This window comes from Phyllobacterium zundukense (assembly GCF_025452195.1).
Taxonomy (GTDB): domain Bacteria; phylum Pseudomonadota; class Alphaproteobacteria; order Rhizobiales; family Rhizobiaceae; genus Phyllobacterium; species Phyllobacterium zundukense_A.
This window is the reverse complement of the sequence record NZ_CP104972.1, coordinates 866,581-891,189: the sequence shown is the minus strand read 5'-3', so window position 1 is coordinate 891,189 and position 24,609 is coordinate 866,581. Positions and strand designations below refer to the sequence as shown.

Below are 24,609 nucleotides of genomic sequence, written 5' to 3'. Positions count from 1 at the left end.
CAACGCTGCTGCCACTATCGCGCTGAAGTTGATAGCAGTGAGTCTGGAGTCGCTGGAACAACACCGGTAGAGGCTGGGCTGGCGTTAGCGATGGGAGCGCGTCACAACCAACCGGCCGGTCTCTTAACGTCAGGGGAGCAAGGGGGTTAATCAATTTTCACAAGTTTGGAACGGTTGGCTGAACCGCTCGGATGACAAAATTGCGTTAAGCCCTCGTCCAATAAGATAAAAGATGATCGAAAATCTATTTCTGTTACGTTGCTTTCTTCAGCCAAAGCGACATCAGATGCTTCTTCAGCTCCAGAACATTATCCTCGAAATGATTGCAACGGGCAGGCCGCTTGAGGAAACCCTCGACTGCCTGTGTCGGGAAGTTGAGTCACTTGTGCCTCGCATGGTGTGTTCTGTGGTCGCTGTCGATCACCAAAAGAGGCTCCGTCCCCTCGCAGGCCCCACGTTGCCGTTCGCCTATTCGTCGGCGCTTGATGGTATCGAGATCGGACCCTTTGCAGGATCTTGCGGGACCGCGGCCTACTATCAAGAGGCAGTCTCTGCCACTGATATTGATACCGATTTCCGATGGCGTGATTTCAAAGCCTTGGTCCGCCCGCTTGGTTTCAAAGCATGTTGGTCCTCGCCAATTTTGAGCGCTGAACGTGTGGTTGGCACGTTTGCCTTCTACTATTTCGATCGGCGTGGACCGAGCGAGCTTGAAAAGAACATTGTCGGCGCCTGCGTTCATCTTTGTTCGATCGCCTTCGAGCGACACGAGCGGGTAAAGGAGAGGCAACGCCTCACCTACGCCGACGCCCTCACGGGATTGGGAAACCGAGCACGGTTCAATGCAAAATTAATCGAAGATTTGCGGCGGCCCTTTGGAATCCTGCTCGCCGACATCGATAATCTGAAGATGGTCAACGATACGTTTGGCCATAGTGCAGGAGATGATCTGATCAAGGTTGTGGCCGAGAGAGTCCTGTCGGTCACAGGGTCTGATCGGATCTTCAGACTGGGCGGCGATGAGTTTGCGATTGTGGTGGATCATCAGGATGGCTTTGATCTGAAGAGCGAGGCTTTCAAAGTCCTGTCCGTCTTGAAACAGGCCTGCAGTTGCAACGGTCATGTCGTCTTTCCCAAGATAACCATTGGCGGCGCAACTTCGGAACTTGGTGATGGCCCCGATGACGTTCGGCGGAAGGCTGATATCGCGCTCTACCACGGCAAGGAGCAAAACCGCGGGCGGTTCGTTGAGTACCATGGAGACCTGGGCACCGCATTGACGCGCCGCTTCCAGGCAATACGACAGGTTGGCCAAGCGCTCGCAGATGACAGGATTTCTCCGTACTACCAGCCGATCATTCGCCTCGGTAGCAAAGAATTGGTGGGCTTCGAGGCCCTGTGCCGCATCACCACGACAACGGGTGAGATTATCGACGCTGTCCATTTCAATGAAGCAACGACAGATGCGCATGTTGCCGCAGAACTCACCCAATGCATGATGACGCGCGTTGCCGCAGACATCCGCAGATGGTTGGATATGGGCCTGCCGTTTCACCGCGTGGCGATCAACCTATCCGCCTCCGATTTTCACACAGGCAATCTTAAGGAACGTCTGTGCGAGATCTTTGGCGGGACAGGGGTCCCATTGCAGCACATTGTTTTGGAAATCACTGAATCGGTTTATCTCGGTCAGCAGGAGGACTTCCTTGCAAGGGAGATAAAGTCGCTGAGAGATCTTGGCCTTCATGTCGCGCTTGATGATTTCGGAACCGGCTTTGCCTCTCTCACCCACCTGATGACCGTGCCAGTTGACATCATCAAGATCGATCAGACTTTTGTCAAAAGATTGGTCCCTGGAGACCCTGCAATCATCATAACGGAAGGTTTGCTGGAAATTACCGCAGGGCTTGGAATCGACGTCATTGCTGAAGGCATCGAGACATCCGAACAGGCCCGGCAACTGCACGCGCTTGGCTGTGAGTTTGGCCAGGGCTATTTTTTCTCAAAGGCGTTGGATTGGGAAACAGCCACCCGACTACTTCGCCCCACGTTTCGAGCGGCCGCAAGATCTGGCTGACAGATGTCACGACCATCCAACCGAGAGCGTGCCTTGATCTCATGCCGGCGATTTCCGCCGATGCCTCCGCTGGTATTATCGGCATTTAACATTATCAGTGAGCTTCGATTTTGAACAAGCGGCCAACCTAAAGGCGCATCCTCGGCGCGAACACAGGCGATACTTCGTAAGTCTAAAGGCGACGATCGAAACCAGCATGAAGGTTGGCGCGCCCCCTGGCAGAGCTTCCATGATCCGGGCGAGGTCGTCAAAGCCCGACCTCGTGATACACCACGCCATGCTGGTCGCGGTTCCGATAATTAAAAGGATCGCGCCGGAGAGTGCCGCGGTCTCGGCCAGCATGGGCACGAGACGTTGCCAATTGAACTGACGGTAAAAGAGCAGACCGACTATGATCGTATAGACAATGCCGATGGTCAACACTTCCGTCGCCGTGGCCACGCCTTCAACGACCGCAGCGCGAATGACGAATGGCAGGGCGAGTGCGGGAGGGGCTATTAGAAGACTACGGCCGATCACACTCCAGCTGGGCCTTGCGATCGCGGAAGTGTCTTCCGTGCGATAGCGGTACCCGACAACGCAAACATAAGGTAGCTGCGAGCACGAGACCGGGGAGCAGACCGCCGCTAAAAAGAGCTGCAATCGAGACTCCTGTCACCGAGCCAATGGTAATCAGAACGATACTGGGAGGAATGGTCTCGGTCTTCGGCGACCACCAAAAAGGCCACAACCGTTTCCACGGTCGCGCCGAGGCACCGGTCCAAACGGACCACCCAACCCTTGTTCCCACCGCTACGACTTGACAATTCGCGATTGCAAGATTAACAGAGAACATGGTTGTACGACAACCCGGTAAGAATGCAAAGCATGAATCGGGAGGATCTGTATCATGAAATCGGTTCTATTAAGGGGCGCTGTTGCGGCGCTGTTCCTCGGCGCAGTGGCATACCCAGCGCTGGCCCAGGATGCGGCAGATACAATCAAGATCGGCGTGGTCGCCGCAGAGTCCGGAGCATTCGTTTCCGCCGGTCACACGCTGCCCGCAGGTGTTAGCCTCGCCGTCAAGGAGATCAATGACGAGGGCGGTGTAAAGGTCGGTGACAAGACCTATAAACTCGAACTTTTGAAGCGTGATGACCGCACTGATATCTCGACGGCAATCGCGGCAACGCAAGAACTCGTGCGCGACGAGAAAGTCGCGGCGATCTTCGGATCGGAAACCCACGACTTTACCCTGGCGATGGCCAAAATCACCCAACCGGCCAAGGTCCTGCATTTCGCCGGTAACAGCACGCTTGCCAAAGTGCTGACGGATAATTCTGTCACCAGCGGCGGCGAAGATCACTATCTCTTCCAGACGGAGCCCCAGGAGTTTCAGCGCAGCGGCTCGACCGCGCGTGGTGTGCTCAAGCTGCTGGAGCCGCTTGTCGGCCGCCCGCTGAAGAAATCAGTGCTGATCGTCGGCAACGATGCGACCGGACAATTCCTGTCGTCCTATTATCTCGCTGCATTGAAATCCGAAGGCCAGGAAGTTCCGGACATTATCTTCTATCCTCCGGACACGACGGATTTTTCGCCCTTTCTTACCCGCGCCAAGAGCCTGAAGCCCGATGTCGTCCATTTCTGGTACAATGGCGACTCGACGCTAACAGCGCTTCCCCAGGCGCTGGAACTCGGTGTTGCACCGAGCTATTTCCTCTTCGGTGTCGACCCCGGTATCTGGAAAGAGCAGGGGCTGTCGGCAGATGTCCCCGTAGCGATGAGCTGCGTGCCAGTCTGCTGGGGCGAGTCGTCCAATCCGAAAGCCAAAGCATACTTTGACGCGTATTTTGCCGCCGGTGCACCGAAGGGTGTGACCTCGTCCGTGTCGCTGCTCTATTACGATTATGTGCATTTCCTTGCCGAAGCATGGGAAAAGGCTGGTTCGCTCGATCCCGACAAGACGGTTGAAGCGCTCAAAACATTGCATCACAAGGGTGTGGTTTCCGACGACCTCGCATTCAACGCGACGCATCAGGTGACCCACGCGACCGAAGTTTGCGCAGCAGCGCCGGGTGGCGATATCACCTGCGCCATGCAGGAACCGCCGGCTGACGCGCCAAAACAATAGTCCCCCAGGACCCCGGTCGCCCTTCGGGGCGGCCGGAACGCTATCCGAATGATGATTCTGAACCGGAAGCAGACTGTGGACATACTCCTGCAACAAATTCTCAACGGGCTCTCGATTGCCAGCGTCATCACGCTGATCGCCGTCGGTGTCACACTGATCTTCGGCCTGACGGGCATCATCAATTTTGCTCATGGCGAATTCCTGATGGTAGGCAGCATCGTGACTTGGCTGGCCGTCGCCAGCGGCATCAGCTTCTGGCTGGCAATCCTCCTTGCGATGATCGTCGTGGCAGTGATGGGCTTCGCTTTGGAGCGCGGTCTTTTCCGCTTTACGCTTGAGCGGCCGACAAATGGATTCATCGTTTCGCTCGGTTTGATCATTGTACTGCAGCACATCGTCATCTTCTTCTGGAGCGCCAATCAGAAAAGCATTCCGCGGCCACTCAATACGGTGTGGGAGATCGGCGGCGTACGTATAGCGTCCGTGCGTGTCATGGTGATCTTCATAACCGCCGCAGTCGTCGCCATGACATTCGTTGCCATAACCAGAAGCCGTTACGGCAGAGCCCTTCGTGCCAGCGTCGAAGACCGCGATACGGCGGCGTTGATGGGAATTCCGGTTCGCCGCTACATCACCGGTGTTTTCGTTCTCGGAAGTGCGCTTGCCGGTCTTGGCGGCGGTCTCCTCATTGCATTGTTTCCAATAACGCCCTTCACCGGCGGAACGATGGTGATGAAGGGCTTTGCCGTGGCTCTTATCGGCGGCCTCGGGAATCTCATGGGCGCGGTCGTCGCCGGTCTCATTCTTGGTATCGTCGAAGGTCTGAGCGCCGGTTACGGCTTCTCGGAGTGGACCGACGCGTATTCGTTTGGGCTGATGATTCTCGTATTGCTCTTCCGGCCCAATGGTCTCTTCGGCGGGACCAGTGGCCCGAAGATGGCATGATTGCGATATATAGAAGAGTGTTACCCTGATGCCCGCAAGCAGTTCATTCCGATCGCTTCTACCAGTCCTCATACTGCTTGTGCTGTTGGCACTCGTACCGCTTTTATCGCCGAGCAACCGCTTTCTCTCGTTGGCCATCTCCGCCGGTATCAATGTTATCGCGCTGTACGGTCTGTCCGTACTCTTCGGCCAAACCGGCATACTCTCGATGGGCCATGCCGCATTGGTGGGGATCGGCGCCTATACGGCGGTAATTCTCGCGCGCGATTTCAACATAGGATTCTGGCTCTCGATACCACTGGCAGGGATCATGGCGGCCATCGTGGCGGCACTGATCGGCATCCCCTCGCTGCGCGTCAGCGGCCATCATTTCGTCATCATGACGTTTGCTTTCGGGCAGCTGCTGTCGATCATCCTGACCAATGGCGGCGACTATACCGGCGCCGCGTCCGGACTTGATGTGCAGCAGCCCGTTGCCTTGTTCGGTTTGCCGATGGACGCGTTGACGCAGTACTATCTGATGGTCGTTTTCTTCGTGGCGCTGAGCGCAATTGCCAGCTGGGCCATCATCAATTCCCGCTACGGGCGAACGCTTCGTGCGATACGCGAGAACGAAAAACTCGCAGCGTCGCTCGGCATCAATGTTGGCCGCCACAAGATTGGAGCCTTCATCGTCAGCGGTGTATTTGCTGGCGTATCAGGTGTTCTTCTCGCCTATTTCCTGCGGCATATTTCTCCGAGCCAGTTCTCGTCCTTCCCAAGCATCTATCTCGCGCTGATGGTGATGATTGGCGGGGCGCGGCTTTTGCTCGGACCTCTCGCTGGCGGAATACTTGTCGCATTCCTGCCGGAACTGCTCAACCTTGATCCCGTTCAGTCGCGCATTCTCTACGGTGTCTGCCTGATCGCGGTGATCCTGCTTCTTCCCAATGGTCTGATCGCCGGAATTATTACTGGCTGGCACAGGATATTCGACCGCCGTCCCGCTCAACCAAACGAGCCTGCCGTCGAGCGGGAGGGCAATTAATGGCTGCGCTGCTCGATATTAAAGCTCTGCGCAAGCAGTTCGGCGGCGTTACGGCGCTCGCCGGCGTGGACCTAACCGTCAACGAGGGAGAGATCCTCGGTGTCGTTGGTCCGAATGGTTCGGGCAAGACGACGCTGTTCAACTCCGTGACAGGGATACACAGGCCGACTTCGGGCACGGTCTCATGGCGTGGCCGGGACATCACCGGAATTCCCGCAAATGCCGTATCGCGCGCCGGCATCGCCTATACTTTTCAGCAAGCCATGGCGTTTCCCGGCTTGAGCGTTTTTGAAAACGTTCAGATCGCGACGGAGCATTGCAGCAAGACGCTTACAAACTTTCCTTGGACGACGCCGGCAAGTCTTCTCGAATTCGTCGGCCTGTCAGGATTGTCCGGAGAAAAAGCAGGCATATTGCCATTCGGACGCCTTCGTCTGCTGGGTCTGGCTTTGGCGCTGGCAACACGGCCGTCGCTCATACTGCTGGACGAGCCGGCAGCGGGATTGAACGATCGCGAGACAACCACGCTGGTGCATCTGGTTGAACAGTTTCCGGAGCATGGCATAAGCGTTTGCGTCATCGATCACGACATGAAACTGATGCAGATGCTGTGCCGACGCCTCGCTGTATTGGACTTCGGTTCAAAGATTGCCGACGGGCCCACCGCAGATGTGCTGGACGATCCCAAGGTCCTTGAAGTCTATCTTGGAGGGGCGCTGTAATGCTGCTCACCATCTGCGACATAACCACAGGCTACGGCCCTACGATCGTCAATCGCGGCGTTTCGCTGACCCTGGCGGCGCGGGAAATCGTCACCGTTCTCGGGCCAAACGGTGCTGGCAAATCGACGCTGTTGCGCACACTCGCCGGTCTGGTGAAACCCCGCAGCGGCTCGGTCATTTTCGACGGTGCTGATGTCACCGGGCGGGCGCCTGATGTTATGGCAAAACGCGGAATGGTGCTCGTCCCCGAAGGCCGCCGCATCTTTACCGATATGACCGTCGAAGAAAATCTCCGGCTCGGAGCCTATACGCGCCGGGACGGGGACGCGATCGATGCGGATGTCAAAACCATGGAATCATTCTTTCCCATTCTCGCGATCAAGCGCCGCGACAAGGGTGGGTCGCTGAGCGGCGGCCAGCAGCAGATGCTGGCAATCGCCCGCGGTCTCATGGCACGGCCACGTATCCTGCTGCTCGACGAGCCATCGCTCGGTCTTTCACCGCTCCTGGTCAAGGAAATCCAAGGGATTATCCTCGGGATAGGCGAACGCTTCGGCGCTTCGGTTTTGCTGGTTGAACAGAATGCGGGCCTTGCACTTTCGGTTGCAAGCCGCGGGTATCTGATGCAAAACGGACGTATCGCCACATCGGGTCCGATCGCGGAGCTCAGGGATATGTCACTGATGCGCGAACTTTATCTTGGCGGCGTCGCGGGGTAGGAAAATGACGGATGAGACAATCTCTATATCTTTCGGTCGCGGCCACCTGTCCCTAAGGCTGCCGGGGATCGCGAGACCGACGCTCATCCGCAAACAAGCCTTGCCGAAGATCGCCGATCAGCCGGCCGCCATCGCAGCGGCTCTGAACGAGCCGATCGGATCGCCACCGCTGGCCGAACTTGCACGCGGACGCAAAAGCGCATGCATTCTCATCTGTGATATCACCCGCCCCGTGCCAAATCGACTGTTTCTGCGCCCGATGATCGAAACCATGATCGAAGCGGGGATTCCCCGTGGCAAGATTGTTGTTCTCATTGCAACCGGCTTGCACAGGCCCAACCTTGGCGATGAGCTTGCCGAACTTGTCGGTGATCCCTGGGTCCTCGAAAACGTACGGGTGGAAAATCACTATGCCCGCAACGAGGAAGATCATATCGACCTCGGGCCGACGGTGACGCGGGGAACTCCGGTCAAGCTGGACCGGCGCTTTGTGGAGGCTGACCTGCGCATTGCCACTGGACTGGTTGAGCCGCATTTCATGGCCGGCTGGTCGGGCGGACGAAAGGTGATTGCGCCTGGTGTGGCGCACCATCAAACGATCCGCACGTTCCATTCGGCCCGGTTCATGGAAGATCCGCTCGCGGTCCAGTGCAATTTGATCGGCAATCCCCTGCACGAAGAGCAGCTGGAAATCGTCCGGATGCTTGGCGATGTCTATGGCCTCAACACAGTCCTTGATGAAGATCGCGATCTGGTGTGCGTCAGCTTTGGTGAGATCATAGCAAGCCATGCGGCGGCCGTGGCGTTTATCAGTGAGGTTACGCAAATTACATCATCGCGAAAGTTCTCGACGATCGTCACGTCATCGGCCGGCTATCCGCTCGACAAGACCTATTACCAGACGATCAAGGGCATGGTGACACCGCTCGATATTCTTGAACCCGGCGGCACGCTGATCATCGCCTCGGAATGTTCGGAAGGATTTGGCTCGGCCGAGTTTCGTGAAGCTCAGGCACGTCTTGTCGATCTCGGACCCGAGCGCTTTCTTGCGACGCTTACCGCGAAAAACCTTGCCGAGATCGACGAGTGGCAGACCGAGATGCAGTTGAAGCCAATGCGGCTCGGGCGCATCGAACTCTATACCACCGGATTGTCCGGTGATGACCGGACGCTGACAGGCGTTCACATGATTGACGATATTGGCAAGGCCATCGAAAGAAGCATCGCAAAGAGCGGCGATACAGCGGTCGCGATCATCCCGGAGGGCCCCTATGTCGTTCCGCGTTTCGCTGCCTGACCGTTCAGCTTTCGCCTCTTCGGGCGCGGTCAAGCAGTTCGAGGAAGCGGGCGGAACTTTTGGTCAGATGCGTTCGAACGGCTTTTTGAGCAGCGCGTTCATCCTGGTCGCGGATCGCCGACAGGATCGCGCGGTGTTCGCGCTGCATTCGGGCGACGTGTTTTTGCCGTTCCGCAGTGTCCATCGTGTCGAACCTGACCCATTGGCGCGGGACCATGGCACTGCCGAACGTGTCGAAAAGCCGGGCATAGTAGGAGTTCTGGGTTGCGACAAGGATAGCACGGTGGAAGGCGAAATCCTCTTCAGCGCCGGGACCACCGGCCTGGATGGATTTCTCGAGAGCATCAAGTCGCGACGCCATCCGCTCCACATCGTCTTGCGTGCGACGCCGCGCAGCAAGCCCGGCAGCCTCGACCTCGATACCCATTCGCAGTTCGAGAATACGCAGTACGTCATCGATCGATTCAAGGTCTGTCGGTATGATGGAAAAGGATCTGGGCGTCGGATCGTCCGAGACAAACGCTCCAAGACCTTGCCTGGTGGTGATAAGGCCTTTGGCACGCAGCGAGGCCAGAGCCTCGCGCACAACTGTGCGGCTGACGCCGGTCGCGGTCATGATCGCCTGTTCGGTCGGCAGGCGCTGACCAGGTGCAAGGTCACCCGATTCAATCTGGGCAATCAGCGTGTCCACCAATCCACTGCGCAGATTGGGCGTTTGCTGGATCGTATTGAACAGCGTGGTTCCCTGCTCCTTCATCGTCTGAAACGACCTTCGTTGGGAATCGCATTGAAAGATTTCATGACAATGTTGCTATCGCAACGAACGGAAAAAAGCAAAACGGGCGTGGTCCACACGATCACCATCCCTGGGAGGACGGCATGAAAGACAGGATCGGCTTCATCGGACTGGGTAATATGGGGTCGGGCATGGCCGCTAACCTGCTAGCCAAGGGCTGGCCGCTGACTGTTTTCGCCCATCGCAGCCGCGAGGCGCTCGAGCGGCTGGTCAAGGACGGGGCGACAGAGGCTGCGACACCGAAGGACCTCGCGCTTGCCTCGGATGTCGTCATTCTCTGCGTTACCGGTTCGCCCCAGGTCGAACAGGTTCTCAAGGGCGCGGACGGATTACTCGCAGCGGGTAAAGAACTGTTTATCATCGATTGCTCGACCTCCAATCCCGCTATAACCGCGCAATTGGCAACGGAACTGGAGGCTCAAGGCAGCATCCTGGTGGATGCACCGCTGGCTCGTACGCCCAAAGAAGCAGCGGAAGGTGCGCTTGACGTCATGATAGGCGGATCGGCAGAAACGGTGGCCCGGGCAAGGCCTATCCTCGAGGCATTCGCTGCGCGCATCATCCACACGGGCCCGACGGGCAGCGGCCACACGATGAAGCTTCTCAACAACTTCGTCTCGATGGGCTATGCCACGATCTATTCGGAAGCGCTTGCACTTGGCGCAAAAGCCGGATTGACACCTCAGGTTTTCGACAGTGTCATACGCGGTTCGAGGATGGATTGCGGGTTCTATCAGGCCTTCTTTGAATTCGTCCTCAACCGCAATGAGAACGCACAACGCTTTGCCATGGTCAACGCACTCAAGGACATGTCCTATCTCGCCTCCTTCGCGCAATCGGCATCGATCGCCAATCCCATTGGCGCGGCTGTGCGCAATTCCTTCGCGACGGCTGTTGCAACCGGGCACGGCGAGGAATTCGTGCCCGCATTGTCCGATGTGGTAGCAGGTCTCAATGGCGTATCGCTGAGCGGCCCGGCACCATCTGCCGATTGACAGGAATTCAGAATTTCATGGAACTGCATCTCGATCTTGTTGGCGGCATCGCAGGCGACATGTTTGTTGCCGCCATCCTCGATCTTCGGTCCGATCTGGAAGAAGGGCTCATGAATGTTCTCTCGTATGCGCCAATGCTGGAGGGGGTTTCGTGCAGGATCGTCAGCCATGATGATGGTATTTTGACGGGCCGCCGCTTCCTCGTCGAACGGCCAGGTCCGGATACAACCCACGAACACCATCACCATGCGGCATGGCGCGATATTCGGGCGGCATTATCAGCTTCGTCGCTTGACGCGGAAACAACCCATCATGCCATCGGCATATTCTCGCTATTGGCAGATGCGGAAGCGCGCGTGCACGGCACTGCCGCCGAAGCCGTGGAGTTTCACGAAGTCGGCGCATGGGATTCGATCGCCGATATCGTTGCCGCTGCCTATCTTATCGCCCAGTTGGATGCGACCCGCTGGACGTCGAGCGCCGCTCCCCTCGGTTCGGGCAGAGTGCGCACTGCGCATGGCATCCTGCCGGTGCCGGCACCGGCAACGGCCCTGCTGCTCGAGGGCCTGCCAACCATCGACGATGGAATCCCCGGAGAACGGGTGACACCCACCGGGTCGGCGATCCTGCGCTATCTTTGCAAGCAGGAAACGATATCGCCGCAACCTCGGCGGCTTGTCGCATCGGGTTATGGCTTTGGCACGCGCAAATTGCCGGGAATAAGCAATTGCGTGCGCGTGATTTGTTTCGAGTCGCGCGCAACAGATGTTGCCGGGAGTGATCGGGTTGCGGTTCTGGAGTTTGAAATCGATGACCAGACCGGCGAGGATCTTGCCCAGGGGATAGAAAACTTGCGAGCGCATAAGGATGTGCTCGATGTGGTCCAGATGCCTGTCTTCGGCAAGAAGGGACGGATGATGACCGGCGTGCGCATTTTGGCAAGGCCCGACGCGGTTGCGCAGGTCGTAGCTTTGGCCTTCGACGAAACCACGACAATCGGCATTCGTCACGCTATTGTCGACCGCATGATCTTGCCACGCGAAATCATCGAGACCGACACGGCATCCGGGTCAGCGCATGTCAAACTGGTGAAGCGGCCGAGCGGACAAACCGCGAAAGCGGAGGCCAGTGATATTGGCAATGGGCCTGGTGCGGCTGAGAGGCAACGGCGCAGACAAGTGGCGGAAGCCGCGGCAAAGACAGGAAAGCAATCGTGAGAAAGAGGCTTGAAGACATACTTGTCGCCATTGGCCCGCTGACGGTTGCTGTCAGTGGCGGTGTCGATTCCATGACGCTCGCAGCGGCTGCCCATCTTCTTACAGGACGCAACGGCGTGAATATGGTTCACGCTGCTTCGCCCGCGGTGCCACCCGAAGCCACGCAAAGGGCGCGGGATTGGGCAGGCCGGGAAAACTGGGATCTTCAGGTCGTGGACGCGGGCGAATTCGCCGACGCCAACTATCGCAGCAATCCGGTCAACCGCTGCTTTTTCTGCAAGGGCAATCTCTACGGCACGATCGCCCGATATTCGAGCCGGCAGATCGTGTCCGGCGCCAATGTCGATGATCTCGGTGAATATCGTCCGGGATTGGATGCAGCGCGCGACCATGGGGTACGACACCCTTACGTCGAAGCTGGAATGTACAAGAACGAAGTCCGTCAGCTCGCGCGCGAACTCGGGCTTGGCGACGTCGCCGAGCTTGCCTCTTCGCCGTGTCTTGCCAGCCGCGTGGAAACATCTATTCGGATCGAACCGGAAACACTGGGTTTCATCCATGCGGTGGAAACATTTCTCGCCGAGAAACTTAAGCCACGCACGGTGCGTTGCCGGGTTCGCAGCACTGGAGTGGTCGTCGAACTCGATGCTGCAAGCTTACAGTTGCTGACGGTTGCTGACAGCGCCTTGCTGGAAACCTCGATCATGTCGTTCTTGCCCCCCAATCTGGCCGGCAAATCCCTTGCCTTCGAGCCGTACCGGAACGGCAGCGCCTTTCTTCGAACCGGCACATCATGACAGCGGAAACCGTGCTTGATTTCGACCGAACCAATCGCATCGGCCTCGATGAAGCAATCTTCTGCGCCGGGAAAACCGTGGAGCAGATCGGGGCCATACTCGAATTGGCGAAAGCGCGCGGTGCCGGCTTGCTGCTGACGAAGCTGACGGTGGAAAAGCTGAAAGGTCTCTCCGCCGCAAACGGTGATGCGATTGACTATTGCGCGGTTTCAAGCACCGGGTTTTTCGGTTCCGTAAAGCCGATCATTGCACGAGGGGCCGTAGCGATCGTCGCCGCCGGCACCTCGGATGTCGGGGTCGCGCGGGAAGCAGAGCGAACGCTCCGTCATGCTGGCGTCGAGGCGACGGTGATTGCCGATGTCGGTGTCGCGGGGCTCTGGCGCCTCACCGAACGATTGCAAGAGATACGAACACATTCAATCGTCATTGCCGTCGCTGGAATGGATGCGGCCCTGGCAAGCGTGCTTGGCGGACTGGTATCAAGTACCATTATCTGCGTTCCGACATCGGTCGGCTATGGCGCTGCTGAAGCAGGCCGCACCGCGCTCAACGCCATGCTTGCCAGTTGCGCACCCGGACTTGTGGTCTGCAACATCGACAATGGCTATGGCGCGGCCAGTGCCGCGCTGCGGGTTCTCTCGAGCTATGAACAGCTGCGCCGTTCAGGCGTTTGACCAGCCGCCATCGACGACAATGGCATTGCCGGTCATGAAGGCCGAGTCTGCACTTGCGAGGAAAACCACAAGCTCGGCGACCTCTTCGGCGGTACCTAGCCGGCCCATCGGCTGGCGCGCGATGAAGGCGGCCCGCGCAGCTTCGTAGTCACCCAATGCTCGCATGCGATCGTGCAATGAGGGGCTGTCGACAGTTCCAGGGCAGATGGCATTGGCCCGGATGCCTTTGCCGACATAGTCGAGAGCGACCGATTTTGTCAGACCGATGACGGCAGCCTTGGTCGTGCCGTAGATGAAGCGGTTGGGTGCAGCGATCACCGTCGAAGCAACCGAGGCCATGTTGATGATGGAGCCGCCACCGCGGTCGATCATGCCGGGAAGGAAAGCCCGGATCATCCGGTACATGGCGCGGATATTCAGACTGACGGAAAAATCAAAGGCATCCTCATCGCAATCGAGAATGGCGCCGTGATGGACATACCCGGCGCAATTGAACAGAATATCGGGTGCCACTGTTTCAGCGGCAAAACCGGTTATCGCGGCGGGATCGAGTACGTCGAGCCGGCGGATGCTGACGCCCGCGACGTCACCGAGTGTATCCAGTTTGGACTGATCGAGGTCCGTGGCCGTTACCTTCGCGCCTTCGCGTGAAAGCGCCAGAACTGCGGCACGCCCCATGCCTTGTCCGGCAGCCGTTACGACTGCCGTTTTTCCCTCGAGCCTGCCTGTCATTTTGTCTCGTCCCTGAAACTGTTGGGTGTGAAGTAATGCGCCTGCATAGCGATCGTCTCAAAGATCATCGATATGAAGGCCGACACGACGTGCAGCGCCATTCAGGTGCAACTGCATGGCTTCCTGGGCCGCGTCGGCATCGCCGGATATAATCGCATCGAGAATGCGATTGTGTTCGCCAAGCGTCGTGCTCGCCATATCGTCGGAACCCTGCTGGTTGCCCGCCGCGAGAATACTCTCCCGTACCCGCTCAGACACGAAGATCAAAAACTGTTCCATATAGCTGTTGCGGGTTGCCGCAACGACGGCGCGATGAAATTCAAGATCAGCCTTCAACCAGGCGACACTGCCATAAGGTGCAGTGTTCATTGCCGCCAGCGCGCCTTTCATGGCTTCAAGGTCGGCATCGGTCCGGCGTTGGGCCGCTAACGCCGCAGCCTTTACCTCCAGCGCGCCGCGCAGTTCGAACAGGCTCTTGAATGCGTCCGCCTGTTGCAAGGCATCGTGATCGATGGTCAGGACCGGAGAATTCGCGGCGTCGGCCACAAAGGCGCCGCGTCCTTGCTGTGACCATATGCGGCCTTCGGAGCGCAACCGCGCAATGGCCTCACGCACCACATTCCGGCTGACCCCGAAGGTGGTGGCGAGCGCCTGCTCGGTCGGCAATTGGTCGCCTGTCTTCAACCGCCCTTGCGCGATTTCGCGGGAGATCGAACTGGCCACCAATGTCGAAAGATGCGGTCCGCGATTGACCTTGTCGAGCTTCAACGTCATCGATCAGCTATACTCCAATACGTGAATGCGCCCCCAGAATCCGGCCATCGCTAAGAATGTGCTTTGGATCAAAAGCGTCCTTGAGTCGCCCGGCAATGTCGAGAGTAACTTTATCCACCCGGTCGAGAAACGCCTTTTGTTTGACACGGCCGATTCCGTGTTCAGCGCTGATCGATCCACCATAACGGTCCACCACATCGAAGATGATCGTTTCTGTCGCGTGAAACAGATCCTCAATTGCATCGGGCGTGCTGTTGTGCGGGGGTACGATGTTGAGATGAACATTTCCATCCCCCACATGACCATAGGTCACAGCCAAGGCTTCGGGATGGTGGTGGGCCAGCGCGGCCAGGGCATCGGTGACGAAATCCGCAAGCTTCGAGATCGGCACTGAAACGTCCGTCCTCAGATAGCGCCCGCCGCCGCCTTGGGTCTCCACCATCGTCTCCCGCAACAGCCAAAGCCGCTCGGCTTGCGCTTTGCTGGAGGCCACGACGCCATCCACCACGATATCTCCGGCGTCACCAAGGAAGTCTTCGAGGATCGCTTTCAGATCCACCCTGCCTCCGGCGGAAGCTTCGATCAGAACGTAGACAGGGTAGGGCGCGGTCAGTGGGTCGGTAAGCCCGGTACCGGCATTCAATGCAATATCAATACCGCCACGAAGGATCAGCTCGAAGGCTGTCAGCAAGTCGCTGCATTCACGCCTGGCGCGTGCGTAGAGTGCCATAGCATCTTCGACCGACCGCAAGCCAACCAATGCGGTTTCGACCTGCGTTGCCCGCGGAAAAAGTTTGAACGCGGCAGCGGTAATGATGCCCAGCGTTCCCTCACTGCCAATGAACAATTGCTTCAGGTCATAGCCGCGATTGTCCTTGCGCAGAACTTTCAGGCCATTCCACACCCGTCCATCGCCGAGAACGACCTCGAGGCCAAGCACAAGATCGCGCGTCATGCCATAGCGCAGGACATTGAAGCCGCCCGCATTGGTTGCGACATTGCCGCCGATCCGGCAGCTCCCCTGCGCGCCAAAGGTTATGGGAAGCACGCAATCATGCGCTTCGGCGAAGTTTTTGGCTTCCTCAAGGATGCAGCCTGCCTCCACGACCATGGCAAAATCGATGCCGCTGATGGAGCGCAATTTGTTCAGGCGTTCCAGCGAGATAACGACTTCACCGCCTTGAGGCGCCGCGACGGCAGCGCCCACCAGACCAGTCAGGCCGCCCTGCGGTACGACCGGGATGCCTTCCCTGAAGCAGATTTTCATGAGCGTCGAAACCTCTTCGACTGTGCGTGGACGTGCAACGGCCAATGGTCGACCATAGTGGTCGCCCGACCAGTCACGGCTATAGGGTGCCATGTCCGCCTCGGCGGTCAGTAAAATACCCTCTGGCATCGCTGCGCTCAGCGCAGCGAGTGACTTTCGATTAGAGGGTGGCAGCACATTCATTTCAGATTCTCCGCGAGAGCGAAAACAACTGGACAACTATCCCTGTTGCCATGTTATCATACAACTATGGTTTGGAACATCAACCGGCAGCGGCCTTGCCTTTTGCCAATTGTTGTTGAAAATCAACCTAAAGCGATCATTTACAAGAGGAGGAACACCATGAGCGATCCCGACACACGTTTTCGAATGATGCACACCATGATCCGGGTTTTTGACCTCGAGACGTCGATCAAATTCTATACCGAATTGCTTGGCATGAAATTGTTGCGTCGCGACGAGTATCCCGACGGCAAATTCACGCTGGCCTTTGTCGGTTATGGTCCGGAAGAAAACAACACGGTTGTCGAGCTTACCCATAACTGGGATCAGGCGGCTCCCTATGAAATTGGAACGGGCTTCGGTCATTTGGCTCTTGGGGTCAGCGACATCTACGCGGTTTGCGCGGAGCTTGAACGCAACGGGGCGAGCATTCCGCGCAAGCCGGGACCGATGAAGCATGGCACCACGCATATCGCCTTCATCGAAGATCCCGACGGCTATAAGATCGAATTGGTTGGCCTTGATACGGTGAAGTAGGTTTTGCCTGCGGGGCCGTCCGCACGTTCTTGCGGTGCGGCTCCAGTGGCCCATACGGCTCGTCCTCGTTCTGCTCATTTGATGATCGCGATCTTGCTGCGGTCGATGGTGATGGCCACGGCTGCGATCAGCACGGCGCCAAAAACCACGTTCTCCGCGAAAATATTCACACCGACGAAGGTCATGCCGATGCGAACGATCGAGATGATCAGTGCGCCGACGGCGGTGCGGCCAACGCCTCCGAGACCGCCGGTAATCGCCGTGCCACCGACGATAACCGCAGCAATTGCCGGAAGCAGAAGCTGGTTGGCAAGGCTCGGCGAACCGCTTGAAAGCCGGGCAGCGAGGATGACGCCGGCGATGGCGGCGAGGGTGCCGGAAAGGGCGAATGCAACGATCTTGGTGCGATCCACATTGATACCTGCCGCGTAGGCTGCCGGTTCACCGGCGCCCACAGCAAGGCTCTGCCTGCCAAAACGGGTGTAACGCAAGCCGAGATAGCTCGCTAGCCCGACGCCGATAGCGATCAGGACCACGACGGGCGTTCCTCCAATGGTGGCGTTGATCCAGGACGTGCTCGCTCTCCCGCCTTCCTCGATAGTGATTGCCCGGCCGTTTGCCAGCCACAACGCCATGCCCGCAACCACGCCGCCCGTAGCAAGGGTTGCCACGAAGGACGGCACGCGCAGCCAGACATGAACGACGCCGCTGAGAATGCCAAACACCAGACCTGCCGCAATGGCCACCGGAAAGGCCAGCAGCCCCATCGACGGCAGCAACTGGGCGAGAATGACACTGGCAAGCGATGCGACGGCCTGAATGGAAAGATCGATGCCGCCGATAAGAATGACGAAGGTGACGCCGGTCGCCAGAATGAATAGCACCGCTGTGTTGGACAAGAGCAGCGCCAGGGTTTCACCGGTCAGGAAGCCGGGGGAACCTATTTCGACGATGATGACGAGCACGATGAGCAGCGCTGGAGGGATCGCATCCTGGACCCAGGCATTGGCGAGCATGGATCTGAAATCGAAAGAATTCTTCATCGCCGCTCCTCAAACCATCTCGCGCAAGAGTTCGACCTGATCCGGCTTGTCGCCGCGAGAAGCGTCGAACTCTGCGGTGACTTCACCGTCACGCATGACGAGTACCCTGTGTGAAAGACCGATCGTCTCGTCGAGCGTGTCGGAGATGAGCAGGATCGCGATGCCCTCCGCCGAAAGGTCTCTGACAAGGTCGTAGACTTCCTCCTTGGCGCCGACATCAAGGCCGCGCGTCGGATGATCGAGGATCAATACGCGCGAACCCGCAGTCATCCAGCGCGCCAGAACCACCTTTTGCTGGTTGCCGCCGCTGAGCTTGCGGCAGGCAGCATCCGGTCCCGGCGTCTTGATGCGCAGCTTCTTGATCCAGTCGACGGCGAGTTTTCTCTCTTTCCTATAGTTGATCGCTCCGCCGCGCATGACACAGGAAAGGTCGGCCAGCGTAATGTTCTCTGCAACCGAGAGAAACATCACCAGCCCCTCGATGCGCCGCTCGCGTGGAATATAGCCGATGCTCTTGCGCACGGCCTGCTCCGGCGAAGTAAAGCGCACGGCTTCGCCCTTGATCTTGAGCGCACCTTCGGTCTGAGGCAGAAAACCGCCTATCGTGCGCGTGATTTCCTCGCGTCCCGAACCGACGACCCCGGCGATGCCGATGATTTCTCCGGCATGTATCTTGAAGCTGACATCATGGAAAGCACCGGCGACACCGAGCTTCGATGCCTCGACGATGACTTCGCTGCGCGGGGCGTTCTGCTTGCCTTCCTTGTAATATTCGGTCTGCAGGCCCCGGCCGACCATGATCTCATGCAGGGCAGGGGCGGTCACGTCCTCAGAGCGATGCTCGGCCACGACTGCTCCGTCTTTCATCGTATAGACACGGTCGGATATCCGCAGCACTTCCTCGAGACGGTGTGAGACGAATACAAAACTCGCGCGGGATTTGAGCGACTTGACCCGTGCAAACAGCACGTCGATGTCGGAGGCGCTCAGGACGGAGGTGGGCTCATCCAGCAGGATGACCAGTGGCCGGTCGACGCTTTCCTCGAGCGTCAGGGCCTTGGCAAGTTCCACCATCTGGCGCGCCGCAAAAGTCAGCCCAGAGGCGCGGGCAGTCACGTCGATATCGACGCCAATCTTTGCGAGCTGGCGGCGCGAGGCATCATTCATTGCCCGCCAGTTGACAATGCCGAAGCGCGTAAACTGGTGCTCCTGCCCGAGATAGATATTCTCTGCGACGGTCATGTTCAGGAGCAGCGACTGCTCCTGGAACACCATGCCGATGCCATGGCCCGCGGCATCGCGCGCGTTGCGCATGCGAAGTGGCTGACCGTCGAGCGTAAGCGTGCCCGAATCCGGACGATGCGTGCCGGCAAGAATGCGCATCAGTGTTGATTTTCCAGCACCGTTTTCGCCGATAAGCCCGACCACCTCATTGGGCCGGATTTCGATGTCGACATTCTTCAGTGCGTGTGTGCCGACAAAAGATTTGCTGATCCCGTTTGCTGCAAACATGGCGTCACTTCACGATCTTGAGGTTGAAGCGATCCAGCGACAGCGCGACCGCGGCGATAATCATCAAGCCTTGCACCGTCTGCTGAATGTAAGGAGAGATGCCAAGGAGGATCATGCCGTTGGCGAGCACAGTCACGATCAGAACGCCGACCAGCGTATTGAGAACGCCGCCTTCGCCTCCCGTCAGTGCGGTGCCGCCAACGACGACCGCGGTCACCGCTGCAAATAGCCGGCCATCGGCAATCACCGCATTGGACTGGCCGAGCTGCGCGGCGGCGAGAACGCCGGCCACACCGAAAAAGAAACCGGCGAGACCGAAAGCCATGATGCGCACGCGTCGCAGATTGATACCGGAGAGCTCGGCCACATCTTCACCGCCGCCTATAGCCATGATGTGACGGCCAATGCGGGTGTGGTATTGAATAACGATTGCGACGGCGAAGGCAGCAAGCGCGATCCAGACTGCCAGCGGAAATCCGAGGAAGCGTGACAACGCCAAGGCGCGGATGTTCTCGTCCATTAGCCGGACGGCCGAACCGCCGAGCATGTAGACGGAAAAGCCGAGGCCGATGAACCACACACCGAGCGTCGCCATGAACGACGGTATCCGCAGCGTGGTTTGCAGAAATCCGCTGGCCAGACCCATCACCGTGCTCGCCGCTATGGCAGCGACCACGGCAAACCAGCCGTAATTGTTGGCATTGCTGTCGTTTGTGGCGAGCAGGACCAGCACCATTGCTGCGACGGACATGGCACCTTCAACGGAAAGATCGATACTGCCAAGCAGGATGATGAAGGTCATGCCCATCGCGAGCGTCAAAGGCACCGCAGCTGAATTTGCAACCCGTATGAGATTGCGTGGTTCGATAAAATTCGGGTTGGCGATCGCAATCAGGATACAAAGGACGATCAGAACGGCCAGCGGCGCGAAGGCACGCCAACGTCTCGCCTTGCCCGCACGGCTCCAGAACGATTGCATCGCCGTTTTCGGCTCCATATTCGAAATGGACTTCATGGTTTCAGAATTGACTGTCAACAGACTACATCCCGCATGAAAGATGGGAAAGAACAGGCAGCGGAACCAACGCTGCCACTCGTAATGAGGGACGCAGCCGGGCTGCGTCCTTCATTACCGGATTTCAGGCGCGAATGGCGCCGGTCACCCGGCCCCAGAGGTCGTTCCAGTCCATGGTCGGCTTGGAGTCGATATTGTTCTTGTAGTATTCCTCGACATTGTCCTTCGTGATCGAGACCACCTTGCCGTAGAACTCGCGGTGTTCCGGCGGTTGGGTGGCAGGATCGAATTTCTTCATGTGGGCATTGTAACCGATGGATAGCCCCATGCCGCCCTGCCAGAACGGATCAGACGTGATCGTGCAGGCAAATTCTCCCGTCCGCACGGCGTCGACAGCGGTCTTGATGCCATCGATACCAACGATTGGAACCTTGCCGGCAAGACCTTCGGCGCGAAGCGCCTCGAGAGCGCCCGTGCCCATGTCGTCATTGGCCGCCCATACGCCCTTGATGTCATCACCAAACCGCGTGAGGAGATTGCTGGTCAGGTCGAACGCCTCTGTGGACTTCCAGTTTGCGACCTGGAAATCCAGAAGCTTGATGTTCGGGTTCGCGGCAAGCGCCTCGTCAAGACCCTTTTTGCGTTCGATGGCAGCTGTCGTCGAAATCAGGCCGCCAAGCGCAATGATTCCGCCCGAGCCGCCGATGGCCTTGAAGAGGATTTCGGCAATCTGCTTGCCGCTGGCAATACCATCGAACTCGATGTGCGATACGTAATTCGGATTGAAGTCGCGCGGATGCAAATCTGCGGGCTTGTTCCATTGGGTCACCACCGAGGCGCCGGCACTCTTGCAGGCTTCAACGATGGGGCGGGCATCCGGCGTATCGTTCGGATCGGAATTGAGCACCATGTTGCCGCCGGTCTTGGCAAGCATGGCCTTGATGTCGGCAATCCCTTTTTCGCTGTTGCCCTCGGACACAAGCGTAACGTGCTCCAGACCGACCGACGCCGCATAGGCCTCTGCGCCTGTCTTCCACACAGCGTGGTAAGGGTTCGAAAGCGAGCGTATCGACGTTACCAGCGTTGGCGCACCCTGCGCCCACAGCCGTTTCGGCATTGCCGCCACTGCCAGGCCGGCACCGGCGCCCATCATCAACGTCCGGCGATTTATCTGGCCGAAATGTGCAATACTAGCCCTGTCACTCATTCCTCTATCCTCCCGGTGGAATCAGATGCTTTTGAAAATGCCTCTCCTCGAAGCATGAAATGCAAGTGAAGCCGATGCCGCTAGCCTCCTAATTGTACGACAACCCTCCAACACGATAACCATACCCTTTCTCTTGACGCTTCACAAGAGACTTGAGATTGTTCGATCTGAAAGGTGCCGGTGCTCTGCCAATTCCAAAGCTTACATCCGGCATGGGAGGATATGAATGTCTGATTATATCATCGTTGGCGGTGGCTCCGCTGGCTGCGTTCTGGCTGCGAGATTGTCGGAGGATCCGAGCGTAACCGTCACGCTGCTCGAGGCCGGTCCGCGCGATACGAATTTTTACATCCATCTGCCTGTAGGGTTTTTCAAGATGACCGCGGGACCGTTGATCTGGGGCTATGAAACTGCTGCAGGGAGCGAGATCGACGGCCGCACCATGGTCTATCCGCAAGCGCGGGTACTGGGCGGCGGCAGTTCCATCAATGCGCAGGTATTCACGCGCGGATGTCCGGAAGACTATGACGCCTGGGCTTTGGAAGAGGGATGTACCGGCTGGTCATTCAAGGACGTGCTTCCCTACTTCAAGAAGTCTGAAGGCAATGACACATTCGTCGGCGATTACCACGGCAATGAGGGGCCGCTCGGCGTCAGCTTTTGCAATCCGCACCCGCTGACCCGAATATTTGTGCAGGCTGCACAACAGGCGGGGCTGCCCTTTACCGCCGATTTCAACGCTTCCCATCAGGAGGGGACCGGGTTCTATCAAACCACGACGAAAAGGGGCAAGCGCAGCAGTACAGCCGTCGGCTACCTCAAGCCGGTGCTCGGCCGCAAAAACCTCACTGTTCGCACCGGCGTTTTCGTCAATCGCATTGTCATTGAGAACGGACGCGCAACAGGCGTCGAAATCAGCGAAAACGGCAATCCTTCACTCCTGCACGCCGCCCGGGAAGTGATTGTGGCGGCCGGCGCAATTGGCTCGCCAAAACTGCTGATGCTTTCGGGGATTGGCGATGCGACGCATCTGAAGGCTGTCGGTGTCAAAGTCATTCATGACCTGCCCGGCGTCGGGCAAAATCTTCAGGACCACATGGATGTCGATGTGCTGGCGGAACTCTCGGGTCCTTATGGCATTGACCGCTACAAGAAGCGCCGTTGGCAATTCATGGCCGGTCTCGAATACACGCTCTTTGGCAAAGGACCGATCGCATCCAACATCGTCGAAGGCGGCGCTTTCTGGTGGGGCGACAAGAGCGAGAAGACGCCGGATATCCAGTTTCATTTTCTCCCCGGCGCCGGTGTCGAGGAAGGCATCGGTTCGGTGCCTGGAGGCAATGGCTGCACGTTGAACTCGTATCACGTCCGGCCGCGTTCGCGCGGTTCGGTCACCTTGCGCTCCTCCGATCCGCGCGATGCGCCGATCATTGATCCGAACGCCTTTGCGGACCCCTATGATCTGGAGCGCGCCATTGACGGTATCATGCTGAGCCGCGAGATTCTCGCGCAGCCTGCATTCCGGCCATTCATTCGCCGCGAACATCTTCCCGGTGAGGCAGTAACGTCGCGAGAAAGTGCAGCCGTCTTCGCCCGGCAATATGCGCGCTCCGCCTATCATCCTGTCGGTACATGCCGCATGGGAACCGGAAAGGGCGCAGTGGTCGATCCGCAACTTCGCGTTCGCGGCATCGAAGGGCTGCGTGTCTGCGACAGTTCGATCATGCCGCGACTGATCTCCTCCAATACCAATGCCGCCACCGTCATGATAGGAGAAAAAGCTGCCGATATAATCGGCGAGGCCGTATAAAAGCCATTAGCGTCATATTACAGGGTTGTCGTACAACTAAATCTCAGGTAAAGATTGGAAGACTGCGTTCTTTTATGCGCTGCAGGTTCTGGATAACGGACACGGCGCCGACAGGGAGATGACCCATGCGAATGAGAGATTTTGGACGCACTGGCCGCCAGGTCAGTGAAATCGGTTTTGGTGCGTGGGCTATCGGCGCTGCCTGGGGTGAGGTGAATGACGAGGAGGCGCTGGCGGCGCTTCATGCCGCGCTCGACAGCGGCGTCAATTTCATTGATACCGCCGACGTTTATGGTGATGGCCACTCCGAGCAGCTGATCGCCAAGGTCGTCAAGGAGCGCGGCGGGACAAGACCGTTCATCGCCACCAAGGCAGGCCGGCGCCTGCCGGAACAGACCGTTGCCGGCTACAGCGCCGAGAACCTTTCGAACTATATCGAGCGCAGCTTGAAGAACCTTCAAACCGACACGCTGGATCTGGTGCAGCTTCATTGCCCGCCGACAGACCTTTACTATCATCCGGAGGTTTTCGAAAGGCTCGACACGCTTGTCGAGCAGGGCAAGATCAGCAACTACGGTGTCAGCGTCGAGCGCATCGAAGAAGCCCTCAAGGCTCTCGAATATCCCGGCATCGTCAGCGTGCAGATAATCTTCAATGCATTCCGCCAGCGTCCGGCCGAGCGGTTCTTCGGGCTTGCCAAGGAGAAGAAGACGGCGATCATCGCCCGCGTGCCGCTTGCCAGCGGGCTGCTTTCCGGCAAGTTCAAGCGCGATACGAAATTTGCCGAGAACGATCATCGCCAGTTCAACCGCAATGGCGAAGCTTTCGATGTGGGCGAGACCTTTTCCGGTGTTCCTTATGAAAAAGGTCTCGACGCGGTCGAAAAGGTCCGTCCGCTCGTTTCCGGTGACACGACCATGGCCAAATTTGCCTTGCGCTGGATCCTGATGTTCGACGCTGTCACCGTCGCAATTCCTGGTGCCCGCAATCCTGAACAGGCACGCTTGAATGCCGAAGCAGTCGAACTTGCTCCATTAACCACCGATACGATGGATAAGATCAGGGAAATCTATCAGCAGGACATCAAGCCCTACGTGCATCAGCGTTGGTGATT

At 58.0% G+C, this 24,609-nt stretch carries 22 protein-coding genes and 1 pseudogene; 14 read left to right on the top strand and 9 right to left on the bottom strand.

Features of this window, described 5'->3' with window-relative positions:
• Nucleotides 1-286 precede the first annotated feature (286 nt).
• Complete coding sequence (locus N8E88_RS11910) at nt 287-2,077, top strand: bifunctional diguanylate cyclase/phosphodiesterase (RefSeq protein ID WP_262291910.1); 1,791 nt, start codon at nt 287-289, stop codon at nt 2,075-2,077.
• Between the two features lie 75 nt (nt 2,078-2,152).
• On the opposite strand, the pseudogene N8E88_RS11905 reads toward N8E88_RS11910, so the two are convergent.
• A pseudogene (locus tag N8E88_RS11905) lies at nt 2,153-2,912 on the bottom strand (TRAP transporter large permease subunit).
• A 54-nt stretch (nt 2,913-2,966) separates the two neighbouring features.
• Between N8E88_RS11905 and N8E88_RS11900 the strand changes: the two are divergent.
• Genes N8E88_RS11900 through larA form a run of 6 tightly spaced genes read left to right on the top strand, consistent with a single transcriptional unit; the run spans nt 2,967 to nt 8,897 of the window.
• A complete protein-coding gene (locus N8E88_RS11900) occupies nt 2,967-4,187 on the top strand; it encodes an ABC transporter substrate-binding protein (RefSeq protein WP_262291909.1) in 1,221 nt (406 codons plus the stop codon).
• A gap of 48 nt (nt 4,188-4,235) precedes the next feature.
• Nucleotides 4,236-5,132: a branched-chain amino acid ABC transporter permease gene (locus N8E88_RS11895; protein WP_262291908.1), complete on the top strand. Its 897-nt coding sequence runs from the start codon at nt 4,236-4,238 to the stop codon at nt 5,130-5,132.
• Between the two features lie 28 nt (nt 5,133-5,160).
• Nucleotides 5,161-6,159 (top strand): branched-chain amino acid ABC transporter permease, encoded by a 999-nt coding sequence (locus N8E88_RS11890; RefSeq protein WP_262291907.1) that lies wholly within the window; start codon nt 5,161-5,163, stop codon nt 6,157-6,159.
• Nucleotides 6,159-6,881 (top strand): ABC transporter ATP-binding protein, encoded by a 723-nt coding sequence (locus N8E88_RS11885; protein ID WP_262291906.1) that lies wholly within the window; start codon nt 6,159-6,161, stop codon nt 6,879-6,881. The genes N8E88_RS11890 and N8E88_RS11885 overlap by 1 nt, the downstream gene beginning before the upstream one ends.
• Nucleotides 6,881-7,600 (top strand): ABC transporter ATP-binding protein, encoded by a 720-nt coding sequence (locus N8E88_RS11880; RefSeq protein WP_262291905.1) that lies wholly within the window; start codon nt 6,881-6,883, stop codon nt 7,598-7,600. Before N8E88_RS11885 ends, N8E88_RS11880 begins: the two co-directional genes overlap by 1 nt.
• A 4-nt stretch (nt 7,601-7,604) precedes the next feature.
• The gene (larA, locus tag N8E88_RS11875; RefSeq protein ID WP_262291904.1) at nt 7,605-8,897 is read left to right on the top strand and encodes a nickel-dependent lactate racemase family protein; all 1,293 of its coding nucleotides are present in this window, start codon (nt 7,605-7,607) and stop codon (nt 8,895-8,897) included.
• Nucleotides 8,898-8,901: 4 nt separating this feature from the next.
• Here the strand turns inward: larA and N8E88_RS11870 are convergent, their stop codons facing one another.
• Nucleotides 8,902-9,654: a FadR/GntR family transcriptional regulator gene (locus N8E88_RS11870; protein WP_262291903.1), complete on the bottom strand. Its 753-nt coding sequence runs from the start codon at nt 9,652-9,654 to the stop codon at nt 8,902-8,904.
• 122 nt (nt 9,655-9,776) lie between these two features.
• On the opposite strand from N8E88_RS11870, the gene N8E88_RS11865 reads away from it, so the two are divergent.
• Genes N8E88_RS11865 through larB form a run of 4 tightly spaced genes read left to right on the top strand, consistent with a single transcriptional unit; the run spans nt 9,777 to nt 13,376 of the window.
• A complete protein-coding gene (locus tag N8E88_RS11865; protein WP_262291902.1) occupies nt 9,777-10,688 on the top strand; it encodes an NAD(P)-dependent oxidoreductase in 912 nt (303 codons plus the stop codon).
• Between the two features lie 17 nt (nt 10,689-10,705).
• Nucleotides 10,706-11,905 (top strand): nickel pincer cofactor biosynthesis protein LarC, encoded by a 1,200-nt coding sequence (locus N8E88_RS11860; protein WP_262291901.1) that lies wholly within the window; start codon nt 10,706-10,708, stop codon nt 11,903-11,905.
• Complete coding sequence (locus N8E88_RS11855; protein WP_410010598.1) at nt 11,899-12,702, top strand: ATP-dependent sacrificial sulfur transferase LarE; 804 nt, start codon at nt 11,899-11,901, stop codon at nt 12,700-12,702. Before N8E88_RS11860 ends, N8E88_RS11855 begins: the two co-directional genes overlap by 7 nt.
• On the top strand, nt 12,699-13,376 hold the full coding sequence (gene larB / locus N8E88_RS11850) for a nickel pincer cofactor biosynthesis protein LarB (RefSeq protein WP_262291899.1): 678 nt from the start codon (nt 12,699-12,701) through the stop codon (nt 13,374-13,376). The genes N8E88_RS11855 and larB overlap by 4 nt, the downstream gene beginning before the upstream one ends.
• Here the strand turns inward: larB and N8E88_RS11845 are convergent.
• From N8E88_RS11845 to N8E88_RS11835, 3 genes are read right to left on the bottom strand one after another with little or no spacing between them, the layout of a single operon-like run.
• Entirely contained in the window at nt 13,365-14,108 is a 744-nt protein-coding gene (locus N8E88_RS11845; protein WP_262291898.1) for an SDR family oxidoreductase, read from the bottom strand. The two genes, larB and N8E88_RS11845, sit on opposite strands and share 12 nt — an antisense overlap.
• 57 nt (nt 14,109-14,165) lie before the next feature.
• Nucleotides 14,166-14,882: a FadR/GntR family transcriptional regulator gene (locus tag N8E88_RS11840; protein WP_262291897.1), complete on the bottom strand. Its 717-nt coding sequence runs from the start codon at nt 14,880-14,882 to the stop codon at nt 14,166-14,168.
• Between the two features lie 7 nt (nt 14,883-14,889).
• Complete coding sequence (locus N8E88_RS11835) at nt 14,890-16,332, bottom strand: FAD-binding oxidoreductase (protein WP_262291896.1); 1,443 nt, start codon at nt 16,330-16,332, stop codon at nt 14,890-14,892.
• A gap of 159 nt (nt 16,333-16,491) precedes the next feature.
• Between N8E88_RS11835 and gloA the strand changes: the two genes are divergently transcribed.
• Nucleotides 16,492-16,908, top strand: a complete 417-nt coding sequence (gene gloA / locus N8E88_RS11830; protein ID WP_262291895.1) for a lactoylglutathione lyase — start codon at nt 16,492-16,494, stop codon at nt 16,906-16,908.
• A 74-nt stretch (nt 16,909-16,982) separates the two neighbouring features.
• On the opposite strand, the gene N8E88_RS11825 is transcribed toward gloA, so the two are convergent.
• The 4 genes from N8E88_RS11825 to N8E88_RS11810 all read right to left on the bottom strand — a co-directional run bounded on the left by N8E88_RS11825 (nt 16,983) and on the right by N8E88_RS11810 (nt 21,685).
• Nucleotides 16,983-17,951: an ABC transporter permease gene (locus N8E88_RS11825; RefSeq protein ID WP_262291894.1), complete on the bottom strand. Its 969-nt coding sequence runs from the start codon at nt 17,949-17,951 to the stop codon at nt 16,983-16,985.
• A gap of 9 nt (nt 17,952-17,960) precedes the next feature.
• A complete protein-coding gene (locus N8E88_RS11820) occupies nt 17,961-19,463 on the bottom strand; it encodes a sugar ABC transporter ATP-binding protein (protein WP_262291893.1) in 1,503 nt (500 codons plus the stop codon).
• Nucleotides 19,464-19,467: 4 nt separating this feature from the next.
• Nucleotides 19,468-20,442: an ABC transporter permease gene (locus N8E88_RS11815; RefSeq protein ID WP_262292421.1), complete on the bottom strand. Its 975-nt coding sequence runs from the start codon at nt 20,440-20,442 to the stop codon at nt 19,468-19,470.
• Nucleotides 20,443-20,602: 160 nt separating this feature from the next.
• Complete coding sequence (locus N8E88_RS11810) at nt 20,603-21,685, bottom strand: sugar ABC transporter substrate-binding protein (protein ID WP_262291892.1); 1,083 nt, start codon at nt 21,683-21,685, stop codon at nt 20,603-20,605.
• Between the two features lie 226 nt (nt 21,686-21,911).
• On the opposite strand from N8E88_RS11810, the gene N8E88_RS11805 reads away from it, so the two are divergent.
• Together N8E88_RS11805 and N8E88_RS11800 are read left to right on the top strand one after the other, a co-directional pair.
• Nucleotides 21,912-23,495 carry a GMC family oxidoreductase gene (locus tag N8E88_RS11805; RefSeq protein WP_262291891.1) on the top strand — a complete coding sequence of 528 codons (1,584 nt, stop codon included), beginning with the start codon at nt 21,912-21,914 and terminating at the stop codon, nt 23,493-23,495.
• A 125-nt stretch (nt 23,496-23,620) separates the two neighbouring features.
• Nucleotides 23,621-24,607, top strand: a complete 987-nt coding sequence (locus tag N8E88_RS11800) for an aldo/keto reductase (RefSeq protein WP_262291890.1) — start codon at nt 23,621-23,623, stop codon at nt 24,605-24,607.
• Nucleotides 24,608-24,609 lie beyond the last annotated feature (2 nt).